26 protein-coding genes and 3 pseudogenes are annotated in these 23,961 nt (G+C 62.6%); 11 read left to right on the top strand and 18 right to left on the bottom strand.

What is annotated here, in order from left to right:
- Positions 1–894 (top strand): annotated as a pseudogene (locus SBI20_RS17210) (DUF4158 domain-containing protein); the annotation flags it as partial.
- 31 nt (positions 895–925) lie between these two features.
- Here SBI20_RS17210 and SBI20_RS17215 read toward each other — a convergent pair.
- Together SBI20_RS17215 and SBI20_RS17220 are read right to left on the bottom strand one after the other, a co-directional pair.
- Entirely contained in the window at positions 926–3,955 is a 3,030-nt protein-coding gene (locus SBI20_RS17215; RefSeq protein ID WP_012077404.1) for a Tn3 family transposase, read from the bottom strand.
- A complete protein-coding gene (locus SBI20_RS17220) occupies positions 3,952–4,545 on the bottom strand; it encodes a recombinase family protein (protein ID WP_012435588.1) in 594 nt (197 codons plus the stop codon). Before SBI20_RS17220 ends, SBI20_RS17215 begins: the two co-directional genes overlap by 4 nt.
- Positions 4,546–4,783: 238 nt before the next feature.
- Here SBI20_RS17220 and SBI20_RS17225 point away from each other — a divergent pair, with 238 nt between their 5' ends.
- From SBI20_RS17225 to SBI20_RS17265, 9 genes and pseudogenes are all read left to right on the top strand, one after another.
- Positions 4,784–5,062, top strand: a complete 279-nt coding sequence (locus SBI20_RS17225; RefSeq protein WP_011342941.1) for a hypothetical protein — start codon at positions 4,784–4,786, stop codon at positions 5,060–5,062.
- Entirely contained in the window at positions 5,059–5,343 is a 285-nt protein-coding gene (locus SBI20_RS17230) for a type II toxin-antitoxin system RelE/ParE family toxin (RefSeq protein ID WP_317976210.1), read from the top strand. The genes SBI20_RS17225 and SBI20_RS17230 overlap by 4 nt, the downstream gene beginning before the upstream one ends.
- A 170-nt stretch (positions 5,344–5,513) precedes the next feature.
- Entirely contained in the window at positions 5,514–6,074 is a 561-nt protein-coding gene (locus SBI20_RS17235) for a chlorite dismutase family protein (RefSeq protein ID WP_011514928.1), read from the top strand.
- Positions 6,075–6,207: 133 nt separating this feature from the next.
- Positions 6,208–6,564, top strand: a complete 357-nt coding sequence (locus SBI20_RS17240) for a cupin domain-containing protein (protein ID WP_012435589.1) — start codon at positions 6,208–6,210, stop codon at positions 6,562–6,564.
- Between the two features lie 440 nt (positions 6,565–7,004).
- Positions 7,005–8,777 (top strand): annotated as a pseudogene (locus tag SBI20_RS17245) (Tn3 family transposase); the annotation flags it as partial.
- 57 nt (positions 8,778–8,834) lie between these two features.
- Positions 8,835–9,536, top strand: a pseudogene (gene istB / locus SBI20_RS17250) (IS21-like element helper ATPase IstB); the annotation flags it as partial.
- Positions 9,537–9,792: 256 nt separating this feature from the next.
- Positions 9,793–10,350, top strand: coding sequence for a thermonuclease family protein (locus SBI20_RS17255; protein ID WP_019368210.1), 558 nt, complete (start codon positions 9,793–9,795; stop codon positions 10,348–10,350).
- Positions 10,351–10,406: 56 nt separating this feature from the next.
- Positions 10,407–10,688 (top strand): hypothetical protein, encoded by a 282-nt coding sequence (locus SBI20_RS17260; RefSeq protein WP_017503475.1) that lies wholly within the window; start codon positions 10,407–10,409, stop codon positions 10,686–10,688.
- Between the two features lie 74 nt (positions 10,689–10,762).
- Entirely contained in the window at positions 10,763–11,020 is a 258-nt protein-coding gene (locus SBI20_RS17265) for a hypothetical protein (protein WP_019368209.1), read from the top strand.
- 21 nt (positions 11,021–11,041) lie between these two features.
- Here the strand turns inward: SBI20_RS17265 and SBI20_RS17270 are convergent, their stop codons facing one another.
- The 5 genes from SBI20_RS17270 to SBI20_RS17290 all read right to left on the bottom strand — a co-directional run bounded on the left by SBI20_RS17270 (position 11,042) and on the right by SBI20_RS17290 (position 13,919).
- Positions 11,042–11,914 carry a reverse transcriptase family protein gene (locus SBI20_RS17270; RefSeq protein WP_019368208.1) on the bottom strand — a complete coding sequence of 291 codons (873 nt, stop codon included), beginning with the start codon at positions 11,912–11,914 and terminating at the stop codon, positions 11,042–11,044.
- A complete protein-coding gene (locus SBI20_RS17275; RefSeq protein ID WP_019368207.1) occupies positions 11,904–12,209 on the bottom strand; it encodes a helix-turn-helix transcriptional regulator in 306 nt (101 codons plus the stop codon). The genes SBI20_RS17270 and SBI20_RS17275 overlap by 11 nt, the downstream gene beginning before the upstream one ends.
- Before the next feature lie 35 nt (positions 12,210–12,244).
- Positions 12,245–12,418: a hypothetical protein gene (locus SBI20_RS17280; RefSeq protein WP_236704401.1), complete on the bottom strand. Its 174-nt coding sequence runs from the start codon at positions 12,416–12,418 to the stop codon at positions 12,245–12,247.
- 569 nt (positions 12,419–12,987) lie between these two features.
- Positions 12,988–13,437 carry a type II toxin-antitoxin system PemK/MazF family toxin gene (locus SBI20_RS17285; RefSeq protein ID WP_119184528.1) on the bottom strand — a complete coding sequence of 150 codons (450 nt, stop codon included), beginning with the start codon at positions 13,435–13,437 and terminating at the stop codon, positions 12,988–12,990.
- The gene (locus SBI20_RS17290; RefSeq protein WP_017503469.1) at positions 13,434–13,919 is read right to left on the bottom strand and encodes a helix-turn-helix domain-containing protein; all 486 of its coding nucleotides are present in this window, start codon (positions 13,917–13,919) and stop codon (positions 13,434–13,436) included. Before SBI20_RS17290 ends, SBI20_RS17285 begins: the two co-directional genes overlap by 4 nt.
- Before the next feature lie 600 nt (positions 13,920–14,519).
- Between SBI20_RS17290 and SBI20_RS17295 the strand changes: the two genes are divergently transcribed.
- Positions 14,520–15,443: an ArdC family protein gene (locus tag SBI20_RS17295; protein WP_019368205.1), complete on the top strand. Its 924-nt coding sequence runs from the start codon at positions 14,520–14,522 to the stop codon at positions 15,441–15,443.
- A 120-nt stretch (positions 15,444–15,563) separates the two neighbouring features.
- Here SBI20_RS17295 and copM read toward each other — a convergent pair whose 3' ends face one another.
- The 11 genes from copM to SBI20_RS17350 form a co-directional block, all read right to left on the bottom strand.
- A complete protein-coding gene (gene copM, locus SBI20_RS17300; RefSeq protein ID WP_235527226.1) occupies positions 15,564–15,950 on the bottom strand; it encodes a CopM family metallochaperone in 387 nt (128 codons plus the stop codon).
- Positions 15,951–16,008: 58 nt separating this feature from the next.
- The gene (locus SBI20_RS17305) at positions 16,009–16,239 is read right to left on the bottom strand and encodes a hypothetical protein (protein ID WP_231471584.1); all 231 of its coding nucleotides are present in this window, start codon (positions 16,237–16,239) and stop codon (positions 16,009–16,011) included.
- Between the two features lie 220 nt (positions 16,240–16,459).
- Positions 16,460–17,068, bottom strand: coding sequence for a DedA family protein (locus tag SBI20_RS17310; protein ID WP_019368201.1), 609 nt, complete (start codon positions 17,066–17,068; stop codon positions 16,460–16,462).
- A 12-nt stretch (positions 17,069–17,080) separates the two neighbouring features.
- Complete coding sequence (locus tag SBI20_RS17315; protein ID WP_019368200.1) at positions 17,081–17,458, bottom strand: hypothetical protein; 378 nt, start codon at positions 17,456–17,458, stop codon at positions 17,081–17,083.
- A gap of 98 nt (positions 17,459–17,556) precedes the next feature.
- Complete coding sequence (locus tag SBI20_RS17320; RefSeq protein ID WP_019368199.1) at positions 17,557–18,012, bottom strand: MgtC/SapB family protein; 456 nt, start codon at positions 18,010–18,012, stop codon at positions 17,557–17,559.
- Between the two features lie 114 nt (positions 18,013–18,126).
- Complete coding sequence (locus SBI20_RS17325) at positions 18,127–18,876, bottom strand: HAD-IIB family hydrolase (RefSeq protein ID WP_019368198.1); 750 nt, start codon at positions 18,874–18,876, stop codon at positions 18,127–18,129.
- A complete protein-coding gene (locus SBI20_RS17330; protein WP_019368197.1) occupies positions 18,873–21,374 on the bottom strand; it encodes a heavy metal translocating P-type ATPase in 2,502 nt (833 codons plus the stop codon). The genes SBI20_RS17325 and SBI20_RS17330 overlap by 4 nt, the downstream gene beginning before the upstream one ends.
- Positions 21,371–21,979: a cation transporter gene (locus SBI20_RS17335; RefSeq protein ID WP_019368196.1), complete on the bottom strand. Its 609-nt coding sequence runs from the start codon at positions 21,977–21,979 to the stop codon at positions 21,371–21,373. Before SBI20_RS17335 ends, SBI20_RS17330 begins: the two co-directional genes overlap by 4 nt.
- Positions 21,976–22,662: a ZIP family metal transporter gene (locus tag SBI20_RS17340; protein ID WP_018251225.1), complete on the bottom strand. Its 687-nt coding sequence runs from the start codon at positions 22,660–22,662 to the stop codon at positions 21,976–21,978. Before SBI20_RS17340 ends, SBI20_RS17335 begins: the two co-directional genes overlap by 4 nt.
- A gap of 3 nt (positions 22,663–22,665) precedes the next feature.
- Positions 22,666–23,058 carry a hypothetical protein gene (locus tag SBI20_RS17345; RefSeq protein ID WP_037512946.1) on the bottom strand — a complete coding sequence of 131 codons (393 nt, stop codon included), beginning with the start codon at positions 23,056–23,058 and terminating at the stop codon, positions 22,666–22,668.
- Positions 23,055–23,942, bottom strand: a complete 888-nt coding sequence (locus tag SBI20_RS17350) for a bestrophin family protein (protein WP_019368194.1) — start codon at positions 23,940–23,942, stop codon at positions 23,055–23,057. The genes SBI20_RS17345 and SBI20_RS17350 overlap by 4 nt, the downstream gene beginning before the upstream one ends.
- Between the last annotated feature and the right edge of the window lie 19 nt (positions 23,943–23,961).

The following is a 23,961-nucleotide window of genomic DNA, read 5'->3' on the forward strand; positions in this document are numbered from 1 at the left end:
ACCCGCCGCGAGCATCTCGTTGAAATTCGACGATCGCACGGGTTCAGGATTTTTGACCGCAACGCTTTCCGTGAAGTTGTCGCCTTCTCGATCCCGATCGCGCAGACCATCATCCACCCCGGCCAGATGGCAGGCGTCATCGTCGATGAACTCCGGCGCCGGCAGATCTTCCTGCCTTCTCCATTGATTCTCGAAGCGGTGCTGCGACGGGCGCGTCAACAGGCCGAACAGCTCACCTATGAAGTGCTGACGAACGGCCTGCGGCCCGACACGCTACAGGGTCTGGACGATTTGCTGGCGCGACGGACGGGGCAGGCCGCGACATGGCTATCCTGGCTGCGCAATGCGCCACAATCGCCGGCAGCGCGCAACATCCTGCGCCTGATCGAACGGCTCGCCTATATCCGCGCGCTGGGCCTCGATCGCGCCCGTGCCGACATGATCCCGGCTTTGACTTTTGACAGGCTGGCGGACGAAGGCAGTCGCATCACACCCCAGCACCTTGGCGAACTCAATGCCCTGCGCCGCCATGCGACGCTGGCGGCAACCGGCATCCGCCTTGAGGAAAGCCTGACCGACGCCACCCTGACGATGTTCGACAAGCTGTTGGGCAGCATGGCGCGCCGCGCCGAGAACCGGACCCGCGACAAAGCCGTCAAGACGGTGCGCGAGTTGCAAGGCCACCTCCGGACGCTCACGGGGTCTTGCCGCCTCCTCATCGACGCGCGCAGCAAGGGCGTGGATTCTCTGGCGCAGATCGAGGCGCTGGACTGGCAGCGCTTCGCCGTGGCCGTCGAGCAGGCCGAAGTGCTCGGGCGACCGGAAACCGTCGATCGCACCTCCGAATTGATCGAGCGGCATCGCACGGTGAAGCTCTTTGCCGGTGCCTTTCTGGGGTTCTAAGCCAGAACCGCCGAAATTTCCGTCATCCCAGCTCCAGCCCCGCCACGAGCGCATCCAGGTCGATCATCTTGCCGTCGCTCTGGAAGGTGTAATGCCCGTTCAGCAGGATGTGCCGCCAGGCCGCCGGCGATATCTGGGTCAGGAGAGCGTGCGCCTTGGCGTTGCCGCTCGCCTCGTACTTCATCAGCAGCCGCGAGAGGATGGCCGAGTTGTAGAAGATGACCGCGTTGGCGATCAGCCTGGCGCACTGGTTGCTGATCTCAATTTCGATGTCGGTGCGCCCGGTCAATTCCTTCTTGCCGCCGACCTGGGCGATGGTTGAGCGTAGCTGGTGATAGGACTCGATGCGGTTCTGTGAGCGGTGAACGTTGCGCTCCAGTTGCGGATCGCGCAGGTAGCGCAGCGTGTAGATGCTGCGGATGAGCTTGTCGAACTCGAACACCGCGCGCCGCGTGGGGTTCGGCGCGGTGTAGGTGCATAGCTTGCGGATCAGCGTGCCCTGCGTCATCTCCTTCAGTCCGAGCGTGGCGACAATCTGGTCGAGGTTCGGCTTCTCGCTGACTATGAGATCGCGGTCGATTCTCCCGGCCGGCCGGATCAGGCACTGATCGTACAGCGCCGGATCGTCGGCACTGTAGAGTTCCTTCAACTGATCGCCAAGGTCGGTGAAGCGCGGCTCGAAACGCAGGCCGAACCAGTGCAGGATAGCGAAGTTGGCCTTGTTGACGCTGTGCATGTCGCCGGTGATCGCGGTCGGCACGATGTCCGACGTGTTGCGATACCAGATGTCGAACACGTGATGGGCCTCGTAATCGTGCGCGCCGATCAGGTAGCCGTTGAGCGGCACGTGGTTGCACAGCAGCGTGTAGGCGACCACGCCCTTGCCGCGCCCAAAGTATTTGCGCGAGTGGCGCGCTTTCACGGTCGGCCGCTCGACGCCGAATTTCTGACCATCGACGGCACCGTACAGTGCATCGAGGTCGAACGAGTAGTACGGGAAGATCGGCAGCGCGGCGATGGCGTTGCTGATGCAGTCGTTGGCCGCGTGCAGCGTTGCGTGGCGCAGGTACTGTTGGTAGGCGCTCTCCAGCACGTGGTACGGGATGTCGCTGGTGCGTGCCATGACCTGGTTGCCGTGGTTCATCGCCTGCGCGATGATGACCGCCATCAGGCTGTCGGCGTCGGCGACCTTCTTCGCATAGCGCGGCTGCAAAGGCGTCAGCGCCGACAGGAACTGGCACTGGCCGTTGACGAAGCGGAACACGTCGGCCACGTCGCAGAACGGCAGTTGCTCGTAGAACGCCTTCTCGCGCGCCTTCTGGTTCTCGCCCTTGGGCTTGCGCCATGTCAGCTTCTGCGTGTCCTTGTCGTATTCTAGGTGCGTCAGCTTGCCCTGCTTCAGCTCGCGGTTGAAGGCCAGCCACTGAGCGCGCAGCTCGGTCGCGAGCGCATCGAGCTGGGCATCGAGTGGCTGCCGCAGGAACGGGATGTCGATCTGCGCCAGCACGGCGGCCTTCTCATCCAGCGAAACCAGCTCGTCGGAAAAATGCCGGTGCTGCAAGCTGTCGTCGAGGTAGAGTTCACCCGACTGGAAGCGCTTCCTGACCTGGCGGTACAGCCAGAACTCGTAGCGGTCGGCATGCAGGTCCGTCGGCTTGCCATCGGCATCGAAGGTCAGCAGGTACGGTCGCAAGCGTTTCGGCAGCGTGGCCGCTGGACATTCGGCGAGCGGCCGTTGCGATAGGCGCTGCTGTTTGGCGAACACGTCCTTGGCCCAGGCCAGCGCCACGAGCCACGGGCTGCCCGGATCAGTGCCAGCGAGGTCGAGCGCGACATACAGCGGCCGAAGATGGCGGCGGATGCGCTCAGCCAGGCCGTCCACCGCCTGCCAGTGCAAAGCCAGCTTGCTCACCGGCTTCACGCTCATGCGCTGCGCGGTGGTTTGCAGCGTATCGCGGGGCATGATTTTGTAGGCGCGCTGGCGCACATCGCCGAACGGCGTGGGATCGGGCACGCTGTCGTCGATGTAAAGCGACAGCAGGCGGCCGACCTGCGGTGTGTCTTGCTGACGGCGCACCTGCTCGGCGACAAAGGATTGCTTTGCGCCCGCACTGCTTTCGTCCTCCAACTGCTTCATGTGGTAGGCCATCGCATCGACCAGGTTGTCGGAAAGCTGCCGGTAGCGCACCCAGGCATAGCAAAGCAGGTAGAGGTAGGTCTGATCGGCCTTCAGGTTGCGTAGATCGTGGACGGTGTAGAAGTTCGCCAGGCTGGCGTAGTACAGCAGATTCTGCTGCGAGACGCCGAGCTTGGGCAGCAGCGCCTTGGCGATCCGGTGCAGCGGCTCCAGCGTGGCGCGCTTTTCGCGTTCGCGGGCCATCTGACGCCAGCCAAAGTCCTTGGCGTCCTGCTTGAGCGCCGCCAATTGCGACAGGGTGTCGTCACGCACTAGAAGCCGACCCAGCGCGGCCTTGGCCGATTCGTCCAACACTTCCGACAGCAGGCCAGCCAGCCGCCGACGCTCGGCGGACAGGGCTTCGCTCACCAGCTCTTGCAGGGTGGTATAGCCGGGCCGGATGATCTTGTGCTCGTTTAGCCAGACGATCAGCTCGGCGGCGATGAACCCCGGCATCACGTCGCGCCGCACGGTCTGCGCGGCCTGCTGCGCGAGCTGCGCCAGGAACTCGGCCGCCCACGGCCGGTAGCCGAACAGATCGGCAATCCACTCGCGCTGGGTGTAGTGCTCGTGCTTGGAGATTGGCTTGTGCTCGAAGGACTCGCCGTGGAAGTAGCGGCTCAGCACGAAGGCGCAATCGTGCTCGACCTCACTCCAGTCGAAGCGGAAGAAGGCATGCTTGGCCTTGAAGTAACCGATCTGCAAGATGCAATAGACCTGGGCATGGAGACCAGGCCGGCTGCTGGCGAGCGCCAGTTCGGTTTCAGTCAACGCCAAGTATTCCAGCCGCTGGGCGTCGTCGAAGTCCGGCAGGCCGTACAGGGCTTCCTGCTCGGCGTCCGACAGGACGGTCAATCGTTCGCTCTTGGTCGTCATCGCGATGACGCTCCACGAGAGCCCGTCCAACCAACCCGTGCCAGGGTCTCGATCAGCGTGGTTCGCTTGACGCCGAAGTTGCGGCACACCGCCGCCTTGGACATGCCGCCATCGAGCGCAGCGACGATGGCCTCCAGCTTCTCGCCGGTGATCGCCTGCGGCCGGCCGCCGATCCGGCCGCGTTTGCGGGCGGCAGCCAGACCGGCGACGACACGTTCCTGGATCAAGGCGCGTTCGTACTGCGCGAGCGCGCCGAACACCTGGAACAGAAACTCGCCCGAGGGCGTCGTGGTATCCAGGTTCTCCGTCAGCGAGCGGAACGCCACCTGCTTTTTCTTGAGCGAGGTCACGATGGCGAGCAAGTGCGACAACGAACGGCCGAGCCGGTCGAGCTTCCACACGACCAACACGTCGCCAGGGCGAACGAATTCGAGCGCCCGCGCCAGGCCCGCGCGGTCGTCCTTCGCGCCGGAAGCATGATCCTCGAACAGATGCCGCGCATCGACGCCGACGGCGAGCAGCGCATCGCGCTGCAAGTTCGTGCTCTGGCGGTCGGAGTCCGACGACACGCGCATGTAACCTACCAACATAAGCGGAAAACCATTAAGACGAGGTTTCCGTATGGTAGCGTCTGGCGACAGAGTTTTCCGCACAATTTTGCGGCCACTCGGAGGTTGGTGCAGAGGACCGTTGAAGGCCTGTCGAAAAACAAATGTTTTCCGACAGGCCTTGGCCTAGCGCACGCCCGCCTTGCAGCGTTCTGTGAATAGCGCTTAGTAATGACGGCGTATATACTTTGTTAGTATCAAGTGGCAGGAGGCCCCGATCATGTCAAAACAAGCCGTTTTCACGATGAAGCTGGAGCCTGAGTTGCGCGCCGAGTTTATGGCCGAAGCCGAGGCGGCCCATCGCCCGGCGTCGCAAGTGCTGCGCGAGCTGATGCGCGAGTTCGTTCAGCGCCAGCGCGAGTCGCGCGAGTACGACGAGTTCCTGCGCCGCAAGGTCGAAGCCGGCCGGGCTTCGATGCGCGCTGGATTGGGGCGGTCGAACGATGAAGTTGAGGCCGAATTCGCCGCACGGCGTGCCAGTGTGGCGAGCCAGGCGTGAGGGTTGTTTGGACGCCCGAAGCGCAGCAAGACCGTGCCGATGTGTGGGACTACATCGCAGCCGACAATCCGCGCGCGGCGGCCCGGATGGATGAGATTTTCAGCGACGCGGCCGCCCGCTTGATCCAGCACCCCATGCTGGGCAAGCCGGGAAAGATTCCCGGGACCCGCGAGTTGATCCCGCACGAAAGCTATCGCCTGGTGTATCAGATCGACGGCGAAACGGTGTGGATACTGACGCTGGTTCATACTGCCCGCCTGTTGCCGCCTGTGCGCGATTAAGATATGATCATGGCAACAATGAAACGGCGCGTTGACAGACTGCTTTCGAGCCAGACCGCGGTCGGCGGCAGGCGGCCAGTTGCGCGGAGGCGATGATGCACAAGCACGGGATCGGCAGATAGGTTCTTCGAAGCTGCAAGAGTTAAAACATTCACACATGAAAGATTGAAATGGATACACGATTATTTGCTTTCGTCGGCGCAGACATTGGCCCTTGGCGGATTGTCAGGGCCGAAACGAGAGTTGGCGAGCCCCTGCCTGAAGCCAAAAGGCTCAACGTCGTATCCGCTTCAGAGTTGCAGTCTGAAACCAATGCACCCTGGATACTTCGTGGAATAACCAGCAATGAACGATATGTCATGCGCGCAGAGAAGAATGAAATTGTAGCGAAGCAGCAAGGTCTGGCGCGCCCAGAAGCAACGTGCGGTGCGCTAATACCGATCCGGAAGAACGCAGCTTGGTGGGAGCTCACGCAAGACGAACGCCGGAGCGTTTTCGAACAGTCGAAGCACGTCCAAATCGGGCTTCAGTATTTGCCTGCAGTAGCGCGCAAGCTCCACCACTGCCGCGACCTCTCAGAGAATGAACCGTTCGATTTTCTGAATTGGTTCGAATACGCGCCAATTCATGAGGTTGAGTTCAACAGGCTGCTTTCCGAACTGCGTGCGTCAGAGGAATGGAAATACGTCGACCGAGAAGTCGATATTCGTCTTACGCAAGCACAGGTCTAACCCGCCGATGAACACGGACCCCCAACAGCGGCGCGTTGCGCCGCCGTTTCGGGCCGGTTATCGGCAACGTAGAACTCTCGGATACAGTTGTTCTGTAATAACTTCTCAAGCCAAATTGATTTTTGGAGTGGATATGGAAATGGAATCAAGAATATTTTCGGTAACAGAATATATTCGTCCGTCTGACGGCGAACCAATTCGTTCAGTGGTTCTGGAAACCAAGGACTCAGCAGTTGTTGTTTGGCATGCCCATCCTGGGCAAGAAATAACCGCTCATGTTCACCCGGACGGCCAAGATACTTGGACGGTTATCTCTGGAGAGGCTGAGTATTACCAAGGAGGCGGCAAAGTCGCTCATCTAAAGGCTGGAGATATTGCCATAGCAAAACCTGGCCAAGTGCATGGCGCTCTAAATACTAGTCCAGTGCCGTTTGTATTTGTCTCAGTGGTTGCATCTGGCAACGCGGGTTTTGCGTTGGCTGAAAAATAGTCTTTCTCAAATGTGTGCCCCAGAGAGTTCTAACCCATCCATCAACACGGACGCTGCGCGATGAAGCCGCGCCGCGCCGGCTAACTCCACGTTGAGCGTCAGCTTTCCATATGTCTGGGGGTCTGCAACGGGTCGGGTGCCGTCGCGTGCGCAGTGTCAAAGCTGACATGACTAATACATGAGATGGGCTGATGCTCGCCGTCCGGTCAGGCAGCTGCCCCCCTGCAGGACTCACAGCAGTTGTATGCCACCCGTCATCCGAGACGTCAGTCGGCCTCATCCAGACCGGAACAATCTGGACGTGACGTCCGGCTGGCATTGCCGTGATCGAAATGGCGGCTAGTGACACGACTGTTGGGTCTACCCCATCGACCGGGCGCGGGACAAGCCACGTTGATCGGCTGACGGAATTTTCGGCGGTTCCGGCTTAGAACCCCTTTCTCAACACCTTCGAATTTCGCGGCGCCGGTGCGGTGCAGGGACTCCTGTCGGCGCTTACCATCATCGCGGAGCTATACCGGACCGGCAAACGGCGCTTGCCTGATCGCGTGCCGCTGCGCTTTGTGCCCTCCGCATGGCGGCCGTTCGTCCTGCGGGACGGCATCGTCGATCGCGCCGCCTATGAACTATGCGCCTTGGCCCAGCTACGGGAGCGGTTGCGAGCGGGAGACATATGGGTCTCGGGAAGCCGCCAGTTCCGCGATTTCGATAGCTACCTCATCCCGTCGGCCACCTTCGACGCGCTTCGCGAGAAGGGGCCGTTGCCGCTCGCCATCGAAACGGACTTCGATCGTCATATCGAGGAAAGGCGCGCCAGGCTCGACACGGCGATCGAACAGGTGACGGTCCTCGCCCGACAGGGCGAGCTGCCCCAGGTCAGGCTTAACGAAAGCGGCCTTATCATCTCGCCGCTGAAGGCGGCAACGCCACCCGCCACCGAGATTGCCCGTCGCGCTGCCTACGACCGACTGCCGCGCGTGAAGATCACCGATCTCCTGCTTGAGGTCGATGCCTGGACCGGGTTCAGCGAATGCTTCATCCATCGGCGTTCGGGCCGGGAGGCCGACGACCGCAATGCGCTGCTCACCGTCATCCTTGCCGATGGCATCAATCTCGGCCTCACGCGCATGGCGGAAACCTGCCGGGGCGCAAGCCTGCGTCAGCTCGCCCATCTCCACGACTGGCACATCAGCGAGGCCGCCTATGGCGAAGCGCTGGGAAGGCTGATCGACGCCCATCGTGCCATGCCGCTCGCCGCGCTGTGGGGAGACGGCACCACCTCGTCGAGCGACGGACAGCAATTTCATGCCGGTGGTCGCGGGGCCGCGATCGGCGACATCAACGCGCGCAGCGGCAACGAACCGGGCGTTGCCTTCTACACCCATGTCTCGGATCGATATGGCCCCTTCGCGACCCGGGTAATCGCGGCGACCGCCGGCGAAGCTCCCTATGTGCTGGATGGCTTGCTATATCAGCAGACCGGCCTGACAATCGAGGAGCACTACACCGATACAGGCGGGGCATCGGACCATGTGTTCGGCCTCATGCCCTTCTTCGGCTACCGTTTCGCGCCACGCCTGCGCGACATCAAGGAACGTCGTTTGCACCTGCTTCCCGGCCAGGAAGCAGGCCCCTTGCTCGCCGGCATGACGGGCGAACCGATCGCATTGGGTCATGTCGCAGCGCATTGGGACGAACTGCTGCGGTTCGCCACATCGATCCGCACCGGCACCGGCACCGCTTCAGCGATGCTACGCCGCCTGTCCGCCTATCCGCGACAGAATGGACTAGCCCTCGCGTTGCGCGAGCTTGGCCGTCTCGAACGCTCGATCTTCATGCTCGACTGGTTGCGCGACATCGACCTGCGCCGGCGCACCCAGGCGGGCCTCAATAAGGGCGAAGCCCGCAACGCGCTCGCCCGCGCGCTCTTCTTCAACCAGCTCGGCGAGCTGCGTGATCGGCGGTTCGAGAACCAGACCTATCGCGCATCCGGCCTCAACCTGCTCGTCGCCGCCATCATCTTGTGGAACACCCGCTATCTTGAAGTGGCGCTGGCGGACATCGGCACGCCCGACGAAATCGCGCGCCACGTCGCGCCGTTGGGCTGGGAGCATATCTCGCTGACCGGCGACTATAGCTGGAATGTAGAAGACCGGCCCGATCCGGATGCCTTGCGGCCGCTGCGCGCCGTCCGATCCCTGCTCGCCGCGTGACGTTCGCTATCCGTTCGCCCTTACCGTGCAGATACGTCACTTTCGTGTAGTCACCCCGAATATGAGAAGGTCGCGTTTGAGGCCGCGCAGGATCGGGCCGATTACCCGCGCTATCTGCTGCGCCTGTGCGAACTGGAGCGCATCGACCGTGAACGCCGGATGGTCGAGCGTCGCATCCGCATGGCCAGGTTCCCGCATACCAAGAGTTTTGACACCTTCGACTTTGCAGCCCAGCCATCACTGAACAAGGCGCTGGTGCTGGAACTGGCGCGCGGAGAATGGATCGAGCGGCAGCGCAATGTCATTGCGCTGGGCCCCAGCGGTACCGGCAAGACCCACACCGCCCTCGCGCTGGGACTGGCCGCTTGCCAGAAGGGGCACAGCGTGGCCTTCACCACCGCTGCGGCGCTGGTCCATGACTTGATGGAGGCGCGCGACGAACGGCGACTGCGCAGCCTGCAAAAGCATCTGGCCTCGGTGAAACTGCTGATCCTCGACGAGCTGGGCTATGTGCCCTTCACCGCAGTGGGCGGTGAATTGCTGTTCGAGGTGCTCAGCCAGCGGTATGAACGCGGCAGCACGCTGATCACCAGCAATCTGCCCTTCGATGAATGGACATCGGTGTTCGGGTCCGAGCGCTTGACTGGCGCCCTGCTCGACCGCCTGACCCACCACGTGCACATCCTCGAGATGAATGGTGACAGCTTCCGCCTCACCAGCAGCCGCAAGCGCCAGAAGGACAAGGGGGAGGCAAAATGATCTGACAAAAGGCGGCCATCGGCAGCGGGAAATCGGCTTCCGCTCCGCTACAGCCGCTTCCCCGCTGCCGATGCTGTCCAGCCTCAACCATGGGGCTTTTTATTCAACCCAACTGGCCCCTTTTTAAACCGGTGCCTGGCCCGTTTTTATCCCGGTGTTGACAACCGCCCCATGCTGGCGACTGGAACGATCTGCTGCGCGAGATCCGTTCGCTATGAAATTGTTTCCTGGAGCGACGCGGTTCCAACGATGGACGATGGGGGCGACGTTCCTGATCGTGGCAACCTATGCAATCTCGCAGAACAAGCAGTCGCTCGTCGAAGTCTCGAAAACAAGATTGTCTTCGCCAAGTCCCGGGATCATCGATGGGGATACGATTGATTTTCCCAATGGACGGGTTCGCGTCGTCGGCATCGATGCGCCCGATGATGATCTGCCACAGCTAAAGGCCATCTCCAGCGAGGCGTTGCGCGGGCTGGCGCTCCGGGACGGCGGAATGGACTGCTCGGTGTCTATGTTTGACTATGCGCTGCGGCGGGAGAAGCAGTGCCGCACCGATCCGAAAAGCTACGGGCGGTTGAATCTGGCGTGTCGTTTTCCCGCCAATAAGGCGAGCGTGGGGGCAACGATGGTCGCCCAAGGCTATGCCGTCGACTACCGCATTTTCTCCGGTGGAGCCTATGTCGAGCTGATGCAGAAGGCGGCAGCGCAGCGGGCAGGATTATGGGGCGTGGACTATGAGGGAATGCGTCAGCTTGCTGTTCGCAGGGCGCAGGTGCCGCAGGGATGTAGCACAGGGACGATCAAGAAATAGGCTGCACAATGCTTGAACGCGGATCGCCAAGAGCGGCATTGATCGGCCGCTGGGGGATGGCCCTCACACTTGTTACCGGCGCGGTCCTGATCGGCCGCCTGATCCGTAATTTCCCCTATCTCCTGCCCAATCGGCTTCCTGGCCTTGTCCTATACGAGCTGGGTCCGGCGCTGATCTTGGTTGCTGCGGTCGGCAGCGCCGTGGTCTTCACCAAGGAAGACGGACCGCGCCTTGGCATCCCTGCGCGGCTCGTGCTGTTTGCACTCGTCGCGACGATCGCCGGGACCGCTACCCTTGCTGCCGAATATGCTGCCGCTCTCGACGGGCAATGGCTATGAACACGAGGTGTGCCACGTGGCACACCCCTATCGCGAGACCTACATGGCGTCGCGATGACTTTTGCGAGGGTGTGATGCCGATAGAGCCTTTCGTTCTTATTGTTGCCGATCACGACAGGCGCGTCTTTTCGGTCGAGGGGCCGATGGTGGACGACAACCCGTGGTCAAAGCCGGTCGTCGATGCTCAAGATGGCGGCAAGCGCCACATCAACTGCTTCGTTCCCGGTGGCCCCTCGCGCACCGACGTAGAGACCGCCGCGCGCGAATATCAGCGTGAATATGGGTATGCGCGTGTTGAGGCGGGATCGATCGTCAGCCGCAAACCCTGCTAAGGTCACAGCAACCGGCATCAATCAACCTGGTTCGTTCATGCTATCTATCTGGCGCATTTGACCCGCCAAGCCGCTCAGACGGCCCTTCAGGCGTTGATCGCCGCTGCCGGGCTGCTGGAGGGCCAACCTCGTCTTACGGTGCTTCAGGCGCTGGCGATTGGGCACGACGACCTTCCCGTCGCGAACGACGACACCCGTGATCTCCGCTGGCCGATCCACATAGTGCTTGAGCTTGTGATAGCGCAGCCCTGTCCGGTGGATCATGCGCCGCACATGCCAAACATCTGCTACGGGCACTTTCGCGCCGGAAATTGTCACGTCATCGACATAGACCGTCAGCGTGTAGCCCTTGGCCGTGCAGAACGCCGCGATCTCGGCCCACATATCGTGATAGCTATAATATGCCAGGATCGGGCTGAGGGGACTGCCCGTCGGCAAATGACCCTCGAACGTGCAAAGATCACCAAGAATGCCGGCAACGTCGGCGCGGCATCCCATGATGCTTTGGAAGAACGCGATCACCCGCACACGGGGCGTGTTGGGGAAGAACTTCTTGATGTCGAGGCAGTGAACGACGCGGTTGCCGCGATGGCGCGCGGCATTGCTGACGTAGCATCGTCCCTTCACCGGGCAGAACAGAAAAGATGGCGGCTCGATCCGCGCCAGCATCTTGGCGATACGGCCCTGTACACGCTTGAGCGGCGCGACCGGATCTTCAACCGGACGTTTTCCGCCACTCTTCTTCTCAATCTCAAACTGCCGATACCGATCCGGCCCGGTCGCCATTGCCCGCAGCTCAGCTTCTGCAAGGCCGAGCACGTCAGCGAGGCGGCGCGGACTCGTGAGCTTATAGAGCTGCGACTGATTGAGCGGGATGACCGTCTTATTCGGCATGGGTCCGACCGGACCGAGCCTCGAGGAATTGAAGCAGGCTCACCACCTTGCCAGCGACAAAGGTCCGTGCCTGGTCGAGCGTGCTCTTCTGATCGAGGTTCTCCGAAAAGAACATGATCGACGAGACAGGCATGTCGAAGACAGTGGCATAGCGCTGGATGATGTCCAGCGTGGGCGTCTTCAGGCCGCGTTCGATTTCCGACAGATACGACGTCGAAACCTCCAACCGCTCAGCCGCCTGCTTCTGCTTGAGGTCGTGATAGACTCGGATCAAGCGAAGAGCTTCACCCAACATTGCATCTCCTTTCAGGAGGCTATTCAGGGTGCGAATTACTGGCGGAAAACCTTGATGATGGAGAGGGCGATGTGGAGCAGTTGCACCACCACTCGCCCCAAGGCCACCACCGTCTTCAAAGTGGACGGACGGATCAGGCGCTTTGCCCAATGCTGCCGTCGCACCGTCTTCGTTCGCGCACGCTTCTCGTTCAGACCAAGCTTTCGCATGGCGTCCTCCTCTGCCAACCCCCACACCATGCAGGGGCGCCGCCGAGGCTTTGGAGGGTGGGGTAGAAGCACGTTAACCCTGAACACCAAGGCGGACACCGGGCCGTCCGGTGGCCGCCCGCGGCGCCGCTCGCTCGCACGCACGGAGCCACAAAGCAGAGAAGGTTTCTTCTCCAGGAGGGGTTTCCCCCTCGGTTGATGGCGACACATCCCCTTTCAAACTGAACGAGAGTGTGATGCCCTAGCGCACTTCGCTAGTCAACGAATAAAATCCGCTCACAGCGAATTTATTGCTCTGCCTAAGCGGCGGCCGACGACGTTCCGCCCTTCCCTGCCATGCGACTGGACGACTCGATGCCAATCTACCGGCGAGCAGGTCATTATGTCTGAAGCTTGCGGGCTGCGTGCCAGTGCCGCAGATAAGCCAAGGGCCGCCCTTTTGAGGCGGCCCCGACCATTTAGTTCCCTCGCGGGAAACGGACACTCCCCAGGGGGAGGCCGCGCGTGCTCCCCATGTAGAAACCCATCCCTTACGATTCAACTAAAATCTGAAAGGACATCAACCGGCCTTACGCGCCGGAACCGGTGGGCGTAGGCGGCACCCCCTGAGGCGGCGACGGGGGCGTCGAGGGCACCGGCAGCCAGGCCAACACAAGGCGCAGCATGTCGTCGAACTCCCCGACCGGCATTCGCATGATGCCGCCTTTGTCAGGGATTAGCCGGCTCACCGCCACGGTCGTCAGCTTGTCGCAGATCGCGAACGCCGCCCGACCGTCAATCGTGGTCTGCAGCGGAAAGGCCCACTTGTTTCCTGGCTGCGCTGCCGTCGAGCAGGGCACCACCGTGACCGCGCCATGCAGCGTGTTCTTGAACGACACGATGATGACGGGGCGCCGCTTCCAGAACTCCGGGAGCTGGGCGTCTTGCGGAAAGTCACACCAGTAGAGCTGACGGATGCTTGGCGCGGCCGTAACCCTCGGTTCCACTTTCGGGGGTGGATCTTGGATATGCGCGTTCACTCGTCGTCATCCTGTACCAGACGCAGCTTAGGCGCCCCGGCCCGGTTCTGACGGCGCTTCGCCAACTCGGCCTTGTCCTTGATCTCAGCCAGCTTCTCGACCGCGAACGGCGCTACTGCCTTAATCAGCCCATCGAGATGGTAGATGTTGGTGCGGCTGCCGGTTTCGGTCCGCCGCTCCTCGCGACGGATATACCCTGCCCCCTCCAGCGCAGCGATGTGCTTCTGGATCGTGCGCGGATGAACGTCCATCGCCTTCGCCATCGTGGTCTTGGACGGAAAGGGCTTGCCCTCCGCCGTCCACCATTTGCTCGCCAGATACACGATGATGTTGAGATCGAGCGGCGACAGCATGAGCTGGCGCTGATTTTCGATGATGACGCTCGGCAATGCAGTCCAGCCCGCATCCATCAGCGGCTTGGTCCACTTCTTCTCATTCGTTCGCAGATCGGCGCTGCTGTCCTTTTGCTTTTTCGCAGCCATGTGATTATCCTTTCTGGCTGCAAATATGCCCCTCGCGCGAAGGGGATTCAAGTTTGAGGGGGCGGCACTAGGGGCGCCCCACAGGGCGCGCAGGCCGCCCCCTCCCCGGCCCTTTGGACCGCCCACCCGGGAGCCGCACGGGGCCTACAAAGCATAGGACATCCCCATATAGGAACCGCTCAGGGTACACTCCTGGCGTATCAACCGAGGATAAACCCAGCGGGAGCCCCCACGGCCTCCCCCTCTCCCCGTGTTTTCCTATTCGCGCTGCCGCAAGGCAGGTGTGCCACGTGGCACACCCCCCATGACACGCCTGGAGCGTGGCACAGCTTGTTGGGCACGCTGCCCTCCCCCGGAGGCCAGACCGGTGCCGGGGAACACCAAGGGCGGCTGCCCTTTCGTTCCCGAACGACAATCAGGCCCCCCGTGTAATCCGCCAAACGCGGCACCCGACGCCCTGCGGAGCGTCGGCCGCGCTAGGCGGCTCGCCCGCGCCAGAGGCCAGATTCTCGCCCTCCCTCCCCATCCCGTTCCTCGCCGGAAAGGCAGAGCCGGTTGCTGTTGCGACCGGCTTTCAGCCTCAAAGGAAAGGAAGACATCATGGGACGGATCACCGACAATCGAGCCGACATCTATCAGGAAATCACCGATCAGATGATCGCGATGATCGAGGCCGGCACCCGGCCGTGGTCGAAATCGTGGAATGGCAGCACCGCACCGAATATCCCGCTCCGCTCGACCGGCGTTCCCTATCGGGGCATCAACGTCCTGACCCTTTGGGTTGCCGCCATGACCAAGGGCTATGCCTCTCCGCATTGGCTGACCTTCAAGCAAGCGCTTGCGCTTGGTGGATGCGTCCGCAAGGGCGAGAAGGGTTCGACCGTCGTCTATGCCAACAAGATCGAGGTTGACGCCGACAAGGGTGGAGAGAGCAGCGAGGACGGCAAGCGTCAGGTGGCGTTTCTTAAGCGCTATACCGTTTTCAATGCCGAGCAGATCGATGGCATCGAGGCGAAATATCCAACCCCCGCGCCGATCATCACCGCAACCAATCCCGATGAGCGGGATGCCGAGCTGGACGCGCTTTTCGCTCGCATCTCCGTCACCCTTAAACACTTCGGATCGCAGCCCTATTATCAGCCGAGCGGCGATCATGTGGTCATGCCCGAGTTTGCCGATTTCCACACCAGCGATGACTATTATTCGACCCTAGCGCACGAACTTTGCCACGCGACGGGACATGTTGACCGACTTGCCCGTCCCTCTCTCATTTCCACGAAGCGCGAGGACTACGCCCGAGAGGAATTGGTTGCCGAGCTAGGGGCGGCGTTCGTCAGCGCGACCATCGGCATCAAGCTTCACGACCGTGAAGACCACGCCGCCTATCTGGCGAGTTGGCTACAGGCCCTGCGCAACGACAAGCGGTGCATCTTCACCGCCGCCCGCCTAGCCCAGGACGCGTCCGACTGGCTCTTGAGCCGCATGGCCGTTGAGACGGCCCCTGAACTGGACGAGCCGGCATGAGCGCCCCCACGTCCCGGCCCCGACGAGGGCCGGGACGTGGCGGCGCGACTGGCCTATGATCCCAAAATCACGACCGTCGCCATCATTGACGGCGGTGAGCGCCACCTTTTCAATCAGCCGCTACTTTCGGGGTTGCCGACGTGCAAGCCAGGTGCGCATTTCGGCGATCTCGCGCCTTTGGGTTGCCACCACTGCGGCCGCGAGGCGGCGCACGGCGGGATCTCGGCCATACTTCAATTCGATTTCAGCCATCGCGATAGCGCCTTCATGATGGGGAATCATCGCGCGCATAAAATCGGCGTCGGCATCACCCGTGAAGGCTACGTCCATATCGCCATGCATCTTGGCATTTGCGGCCCGGTAGGCCCGCGTAGCGGGCGGCTCGTTTAGCGAGCCTGACACGGCACCAGTTGACCCATGCTGGGTATGCTGTGCCTTCGCGGAAAGCGGGGTTAAGACGGCGGTCATTGCCAGCATCAGCGCGAACGGCCTGTTGCTTCCGATCATTACGATTCTTCTCCAGTGATAGTGATTTGGTTCATGGGGCGGGCGAAGGTGGCTCGCTTCAGCGTCCAGACTGCCGCCCCGCCGCCGCGTCGAGCTCGGCCACGGCTTGCGCCGCGGCCTCGCAGTCGCTGCCGGTCTCTTGGCCCCGCTCGCAGCGTGTGACGACCAGTCTCGCCTCTTCCGCGTGGAAGCGGAAATAGCCGGCGTCGCGTGGTTTAATCAGCCCGCATCCGGACAGAACGATTGTTGCGGCAACGGCGATGATCGCCTGCTGCTTGCTGTTCCCCATTATGTCGATCCTCTCCATATTCCGGCCCAACGCCACTTCCCTCCGTTGCGACGCCATGCGTGAAATCCGCTGCGGTGAAGCCTTCCAACCAATCTGATGAGGATGATCGCGCTGGCTGGTGAGATCAGGCTAAAGGCACGTGCAAAGCGTGTGATGCGGACAAGCATCGAAGCTGCCATGAGCCAAAGGCCGGCAGGAAACGCGGGCAGCAGGTCAGCCATCAATGGCCACCCCTTGATCGCCCGAAAGTCGCGACCCGCCAAAGATACCAGATGACGGCCAGCGCGAGCACGGCGTTGCTGACCGGTTCGATGACGCTCGCCACCTGGCTATAGCGTTCGCCCAGCTCATAGCCCGCCAGCACGAGGATAACGGTCCATATGGCCGAGCCGGTGAGCGTCGAGACCAAGAATGGACCAAGGGGCATCCCGCTGACCCCTGCGGGCACCGAAATCAGGGTCCGGACTCCCGGGACCATGCGCCCGAACAGAACCGCCCAACGACCGTAGCGGTCGAACCAGCGGTCGACATGATCGACCTCACCGGGCGTCAACGTCAGCCATCGGCCGTGGCGGGAAGCAAAGCGCTTCAATCGTTCGATGCCGATCCAGCGGCCGACATAGTACCACAGCACCGCCCCTGCAGCCGATCCGAGGGTGCCGGCGATTGCCACCACCCACAGCGAGCCGCGCCCCTGCGCAGCGGTGTAGCCGGCAAGTGGCAAAATCACTTCCGACGGAATTGGCGGAAAGACATTTTCGGCCAGCATCAGCAGGAAGACGCCAAAGCCGCCGAGTGACGCGAGGATCGATGTTATGATGTCGAACACAAACCAGCCTCGTCAGAAGATCCAATAGGAGATCGCGCAAATCACGAGCAGGAGGGCGACGACGGACCCAACGATCCGATTTTCCAGGCGCGGACATTCGACGTTCCTGATCCGCACGGCGACCTGCCAAGCGGGTCGAACCGGACACCGCCACGAACCTGCGGCAATCCGATCCAGCTCGGCATCCGACAACCCGAAGAACGATTTTGCTTCACCGCGCGATCGTCCCGCCAACCCCATCACCCGCAGCACCACGTCGCTCCATGCGACATCGATCGCGCTCGGCCGATCGACCATCGTGCCGCGCGCGTCGCCGCCCGCCCACGAAGGGGACAGCAGGCCGATGATCTGGTGGGGATTGCGCTCCAGCAGCGTCGCCCAGCGCAGCAAGCGATGTTGGCGGTCACGCGCCGCGATGGTCCTCGCCGGTGCCCAGCGCCGGGTAAGGGATCGCACAGGCCGCATCCATCGGCTCGCCCAAGGGCTCGTCATCGGCTCGCCGAGCTGCCGACGTCGCCATTGGTGGCGCGCTTGAGCGGACGAGAGCAGCGCAGGGTGAGGAAGGTGGTAGCGCTCAGGATGAAGGCGATGTCGTATAGGCCGTAGCCCACGGCCGCGCCGAGCGCGCCAGTCGCCCACAGACTGGCCGCCGTCGCTGTGCCTGACGCCTTGTCGCCCTTCTTCAGAATCGCGCCGCCCCCGATGAAGCCGACACCCGTAATCAGACCTTCGAGCAACCTGGCTTGCGCTGGAGACGTGCGGCCGAGGATCGCAATGCCCACCAGCACGAAGCCGCAACTGGCGATGGCAACCAACGGGAATGTACGGATGCCTGCGCTGCGGGCGTCGTTCTCGCGATCCCAGCCAACAGGAAGGGCGAGCGCGTAGGCGATGGCGAGACTGATGATATGGGTGGTTATCTCCCACCACGAGCTTTGAAACATGCCGGCCTGCCTGTTCTACGCGATTGCTCCAGATCGGAGGTAAAGGGGTAAGGTCGGGCCGAGAGTCCCACAGACGTTCAGGCCCAAGGCGGGGATCGCGAACATCGGCGATCCCTACCGGTGCAGACATGCGATGATGGCAGTCACGACGGCGGTGGTTTCCGCAACGTCGCGCACTCTCACCGTATCGAGGCCAATTTCAGCGGCGGGATAGTCATTCCCACCGGGGAAGATCGCATCGCCGATGAACAGCATCCCGTCGAGCGGGACGCCGCTTTCAGCACTCAAGCGCTTCAGGCCATAGCCCTTGTCCACCCCTGCCCTGGTCACGTCGATCGATGTCGTGCCACCTAGATTGATCGAGAGGTCCGGCAGCGTCGCGCGCAACGTGGCCTGCAACGCGGTCCTCTTCTTTCGGTCAGGATCCCACGCTTCCTTTTCCTTTAGCGGCGCTGCCTGCCCCAGCCCCGAAAAGGTAATCTGGCTGCCCCGGTCCTCAATCCGTTCGCCCCAGATACGTTCGTCGGCGAGGCCGGCATCGGTCAGGGCCTGATCGAAGGCCGCGCGGATCGTCGCCTTCTCTGCATCGTCGAACAGCTCGGCATAGACTGCGCGCCAAGCGCCATTGATGAACCGATAGAGTTTTGTGCCTGTGGTCGGCATCAACCAGAGACGGTCAAGCGCGGCGCCGGCAGGAAGACGCGAGGCGACCTGCTTTTCGAACTGCGGCCAGTCCCCGCCCGAGATCACCGCCACATCCGTGACGGCGAGCAATCGGGCGAGGGTTGCGGCCATATCTTCCGATAGCGGCCGCTTGCTCTCGGCAAGCGTGCCGTCGAGGTCGAAGGCGATCATCCACTTCATGCCGCCTTCCCCGCCGGATCGCGGTAGGCGAGCAGCCTGAGCGCATTGATGACAACAAGCAGCGTTGATCCTTCATGAACCGCCACCGCTGGCCCAATACCGAGGCCAAGGATGGTGGCAGGAACGAGGAAGGCGACGACACCCAGGCTGACGAAGACGTTCTGCCGGATAATTCCACGCGTATGCCGGCTTAGGCCCACCGCGAATGGCAAGTGCGCCAGATCGTCAGCCATCAGGGCGACGTCGGCTGTCTCCAGCGCAACGTCCGACCCCGCCGCGCCCATCGCGATGCCGACCGTGGCGCTTGCCATCGCCGGGGCATCGTTCACGCCGTCACCCACCATTGCGACCTTGTCTTCGCCGGCGAGTTTCTTGATCGCCGCAACCTTGTCTTCGGGCATGAGGTCGCCCCACGCCTCGTCGATCCCGACATCGTTGGCGATCGCTTCGGCGACTTTCTGGTGGTCGCCGGAGATCATAATCATCCGCGATACGCCCATCTCGTGCAGCCGGCGCAGCGCGGTTTTTGCCGCTTCGCGAGGCGTATCCATCAGGCCGATCGCGCCCAGGTCGCGATCCCCCTTGCGGACCACCATCGTCGTGCGCCCGTTCTCGCGCAGTTTCGCTATCGCGTCCTGCGCTCCCTGCCCCAGCGCCGGAATGCCCTCACTTCCGAACATCTCGGCCTTGCCGATCCACACCGTCTCGCCATCGACGCTTGCGGTGACGCCGCGACCGGTCAGGCTCTTGAGATCGCCGGCAGTGGGCAAGGCGCGCCCATCCAGACGTTCGCGACCGTCCTTGACGATCGCTTGGGCCAGCGGATGATCGCTCAGCGCCTCGACAGCCACGGCCAGCGCCAGCAGCTCGCCTTCATCGGCGCCATCGACCGGCACGACATCAGTGATGCGCGGCCGACCTTCGGTCAGCGTGCCCGTCTTGTCGAAGGCGATCGCCTTCAGCGACCCTAGATTTTCGAGCGGCGCACCGCCCTTCACCAGCACGCCGCCGCGCGCTGCGCGGGCGACGCCCGATAGCACCGCGCTCGGCGTGGCGATCGCAAGCGCGCAGGGGCTTGCCGCCACCAGCACCGCCATCGCGCGGTAGAAGCTGTCGCGGAACGGCTCGTCGACGACGACCCAAGCGAACAGGAGAAGCACCGACAGGATCAGGACGGCGGGCACGAAGATCCGCTCGAACCGGTCGGTGAAGCGCTGCGTCGGCGACTTTTGCGTCTCCGCTTCGCTCACCATCTTGACGACCTTGGCAAGCGCGCTTTCATTGGAACGGCGCGTCACCTCGATCTCGATCGCACCGCCGCCGTTGATCGTACCGGCAAAGACCCGGCTTTCCGCGTCCACCGCGTCGGGCTTGGCGCGTGCCGCCGCAGCGTCCGCGACCGGCACCTTGTCGACCGGAATGCTTTCACCCGTCACCGGGGCCTGATTGATCGCGCTTGCGCCCTTGATGATGAAGCCGTCGGCAGGCAGGCGCTCATTCGGGCGCACGATGGCGATATCGCCGACGACCATCTGTTCGACCGGGATTTCGCTGGTCTCCCCGTTGCGGCGCACGGTCGCGGTTTCCGGGGCGAGCTTCGCCAGTGCCTCGATCGCCTTCTTGGCGCGTCCCATCGCGTAATGCTCAAGCGCATGGCCAAGGCTGAACAGGAACAGCAGCAGCGCGCCTTCGGCCCATGCGCCCAGCGCAGCGGCGCCGGCGGCAGCAACCAACATCAGCGTGTCGATCTCGAACTTCTTCATCCGAAGGTTGTCGATCGCCTCGCGCAGCGTGAAGAACCCGCCGAAGAAATAGGCTGCGACATAGCAGGCCGTGGGCAGCCACTCCGGTGCGCCGGCAACCAGCCTTTCGATCGCATAGCCGATCCCCAGCAGCGCGCCGCAGGCAAGCGCGAAGATCAGCTCGGTATTGGGGCCGAGAAATTCGGCGTGGCTATGGTCGTGACCATCGCCGGGGCCGTGCTTCTCTTCGCCCGCGTCGTGGCCCCCGGGGCCGTGGTCGTGGCCGGCATGGTCATCGGCGGCGACCCGCTTGCCAACCCTCACCTTCAGCTTGCGAAGAGCAGCGCGCACTTCCTCTTCTGTGGTCTCTCGGCGATCATATTCGACCCGGACCGACCCGCTGGTGCTGGCGCTTGCCTGTACCACCCCGGGCAACGCGCATAGCGCATCGCTGACCGTGCGCGCCCGCCGTTCGTGACTGATCCCTGTCACCTGCCAGATCGCATGACCGTAGCGTTCAGTGATTTCGGCACCTGCGGCCCGCACCATTTCACGCAATCGCGGCAGCGGTAGCTTGGCGGCGTCGAAATGGATGCACAGGGCCGCCGGCGTGTCGCCATCGAGGCAGATCACATGCGCCCGCTCGACGCCTTCGCGCTTTGACAGGGTTGATACGAGACGGTCCAGGCAAGCGTCGGCCGCGTCAGGAAGGTCCGGCAACAATACTGGAATATCGAGTTCGAGCTTGTCGTTCATGACGACCTCCTTTCGCTTTTCTTGGTTTCGGCGCGCGCGTCGCGCAGGATTTCGACACCGCCCTTGATGGCGATGATGGCGGTAGCGAAGCCGACCAGAAGGTCCGGCCAGTTGGTGCCCAGCCACAGCACCAGCACGCCCGCGATCAGGATGCCGCCATTGGAAATGAAGTCATTGAAGCTGAAGGTGGTGGCGGCCCGTAGGTTAACGTCCGGATCCTTGAGCCGCTGGAGCAGCCGCAGGCAGAGGTAGTTTACGACGCCGGCGATCGCCGACATGACCATCATGGTCGGTCCGATCGGCTCGCTGCCCTGAAGGTAGCGCCGGCCAACGTCGATCAGGATACCGCCCGCGAAGATCAGCAGCATGACGCCCGAAGCGACCGCAGCGCGTGTCTTCCACGTCTGGCCCCGGGTTAGCGCCACAAGGCTCAGCGCATACACAGCCGTATCGGACAGATTGTCGACACCGTTGGCGATCAGGGCGCTCGAATCCGCGAAAAATCCTGAGACGAAGAAGCCCGCCGCGATTGCCGCGTTCAGCAGCAGGACGATCCAGAGGGTGCGACGCTCTTCGCCGCCATTGTTGTCGTTGCTCGGGATCATCCCATGATCTCCTCGAGCGTTAGCAGGGCAAGGAACCCTACGAAGAACATCGAGCTGATGAGCGGGGTGTCAGGCTTCTCGTGCGCCTCAACCAGCAGCTCTTCCGTGACGAGGTAGAGCAGCGCCATCAGCCCAAAGCTCAGGAAGCCAGCGACCATTACCGGCGAGAGCGTGGCGACAGGAACGGCAGCGAGCGCGCCGATCGGCAGCAGCAGCGCCAAGGCCGAGACGATCACGATGATGCGCAGGCGCGAGCGATAGGTTTCCGCCAGCTCGTTGGTCAGTGTCAGACCCAGGAAGAGCACTTCGAGTGTCAGCGCGATCGTCAGCAGAAATCCCGCCTTCTCGCCCGCGACGAACGCAAGGCCGAGCACCAGGCCATCGACCAGGATGTCGATGCCGATCGCGGCGAGCAGCGCCATCGGCCCCTTGAAGCGGGCCTCGAAAGCCTTGAGACCCAGCATCGTTACGACGCCCGCCGCCCCGCCGATCAACGTCGCGCTGGGCGAAGCCTCATGCTTGACCTGCGGCAGGATTTCAGTCGCTGCCGCCGCGAACACGACGCCGGCAGCAAGATGCTGTAGCCCCGCCACGAGGCCAGGATTTAACTTGGTGCGGCTCGCGATGATCGCGCCGAGCACGACCGCCAACACAGGCGCAAGCGTGTAGAGCAATGCCTGCATATCCTATGATTCCTCCGGTGTTCGATGACAGACGCGGATCTTCCCGCGCTGCGTGAAGGCGATCGACCCGCCCGCCACGACTGCCCGCGACTGGTCGCCGCGAAATTCTTCGCCGGTCCGTTGCGCGTGCAGGATCTCGGTTCTGCCCTTGGGCAGCCAGGTGACAGCCATCTTCAGGCCGTCGTCGATGAAGTCGACATCGGCGCGCGATCCATCGTCGCAATACATGATGCGCTGCGCGATCAATCGAGGCGTCAGATGCTTTTCATGCGCCGGCTCGGCCGGTTGGCTTGGAGCGGGGGTGCACGCCCCTACGACCATACCCGCGAACAGAACGGCGCCGATGCGCGCGGCTGTCAGGCCAGGCAGGTGCCGCAAGGCGCGCACCGCCCTCACCACAGCACGCCGTGATCGGGCGTCAGCGGCTCAGGGGCCGGTAGTCCCGCCGTCTGAAGAAGGTCGATCTCGATCGTGCGGCACATGGCCGTGAGCGGGACATCGTGGACGCTATTGGCGAACGGATCGGTCAGATCCTCGCCGATGCTCAGCACCGCGAGGAAGACGAGTCCGATCAGCGTCGATCCGATCGGCGTGGCAAGGCCCAGGGATTCGACCAGCGCGATCGGAAGCAGCACGCAGAACACGCGCGTGAAGAGGTTCGGGAAGAACCGAAAGCCATTGGGCAGCGGCGTGTTCTTGATCCGCTCCATGCCACCCTGCGCATTGGCGATGTCGATCAGGACGCGCTCTACAGTTGCCTGCTGGATCTCGGTGATCCGACCTTCCGCGAGCGCGTCGGCGTAATTGCCCGATATGTCCTCCAAGAGCGCGTTGGCAGGGTTCAGGCGAGCGACCGCCATATCGGCGACGTCCGTTCCGGCGATCCGGGCAATGTCTTCATAGGGCGACTGTCGGCGAAGCTGGCAGCGCATCGAGTGCGCGAAGGCGATCTGCCGCAGGATGATGTTGTGCCGCGTCTCACTGCCCTCGGGTTCCCCCTTGGTCAGGCTGCGTGTGATCCTGGCCAGGCTGCGCGACGCATTGATGAGCGCGCCCCAAAGGGTTCGCGCTTCCCACCAGCGCGCATAAGCTGCGTTGGTCCGAAACCCCATGAAGAGCGCGATGGCAGTGCCGAACAGCGCCGTCGGCAAAGGCGGTTCCTTGATCGGGGTCATCATGTGGAATGCCGTCACCGCCACGTCCCACACGAACAGGATCGTGAGAGGCTTCCAAACCTCGATAATGATCTGCCTAAAACGTGGCCTCGCGCCGACAATCATATCAATTACGCCCTAAATC

The sequence above is a fragment of the Novosphingobium sp. IK01 genome, assembly GCF_033242265.1.
In the GTDB taxonomy this organism is placed as follows: domain Bacteria; phylum Pseudomonadota; class Alphaproteobacteria; order Sphingomonadales; family Sphingomonadaceae; genus Novosphingobium; species Novosphingobium pituita.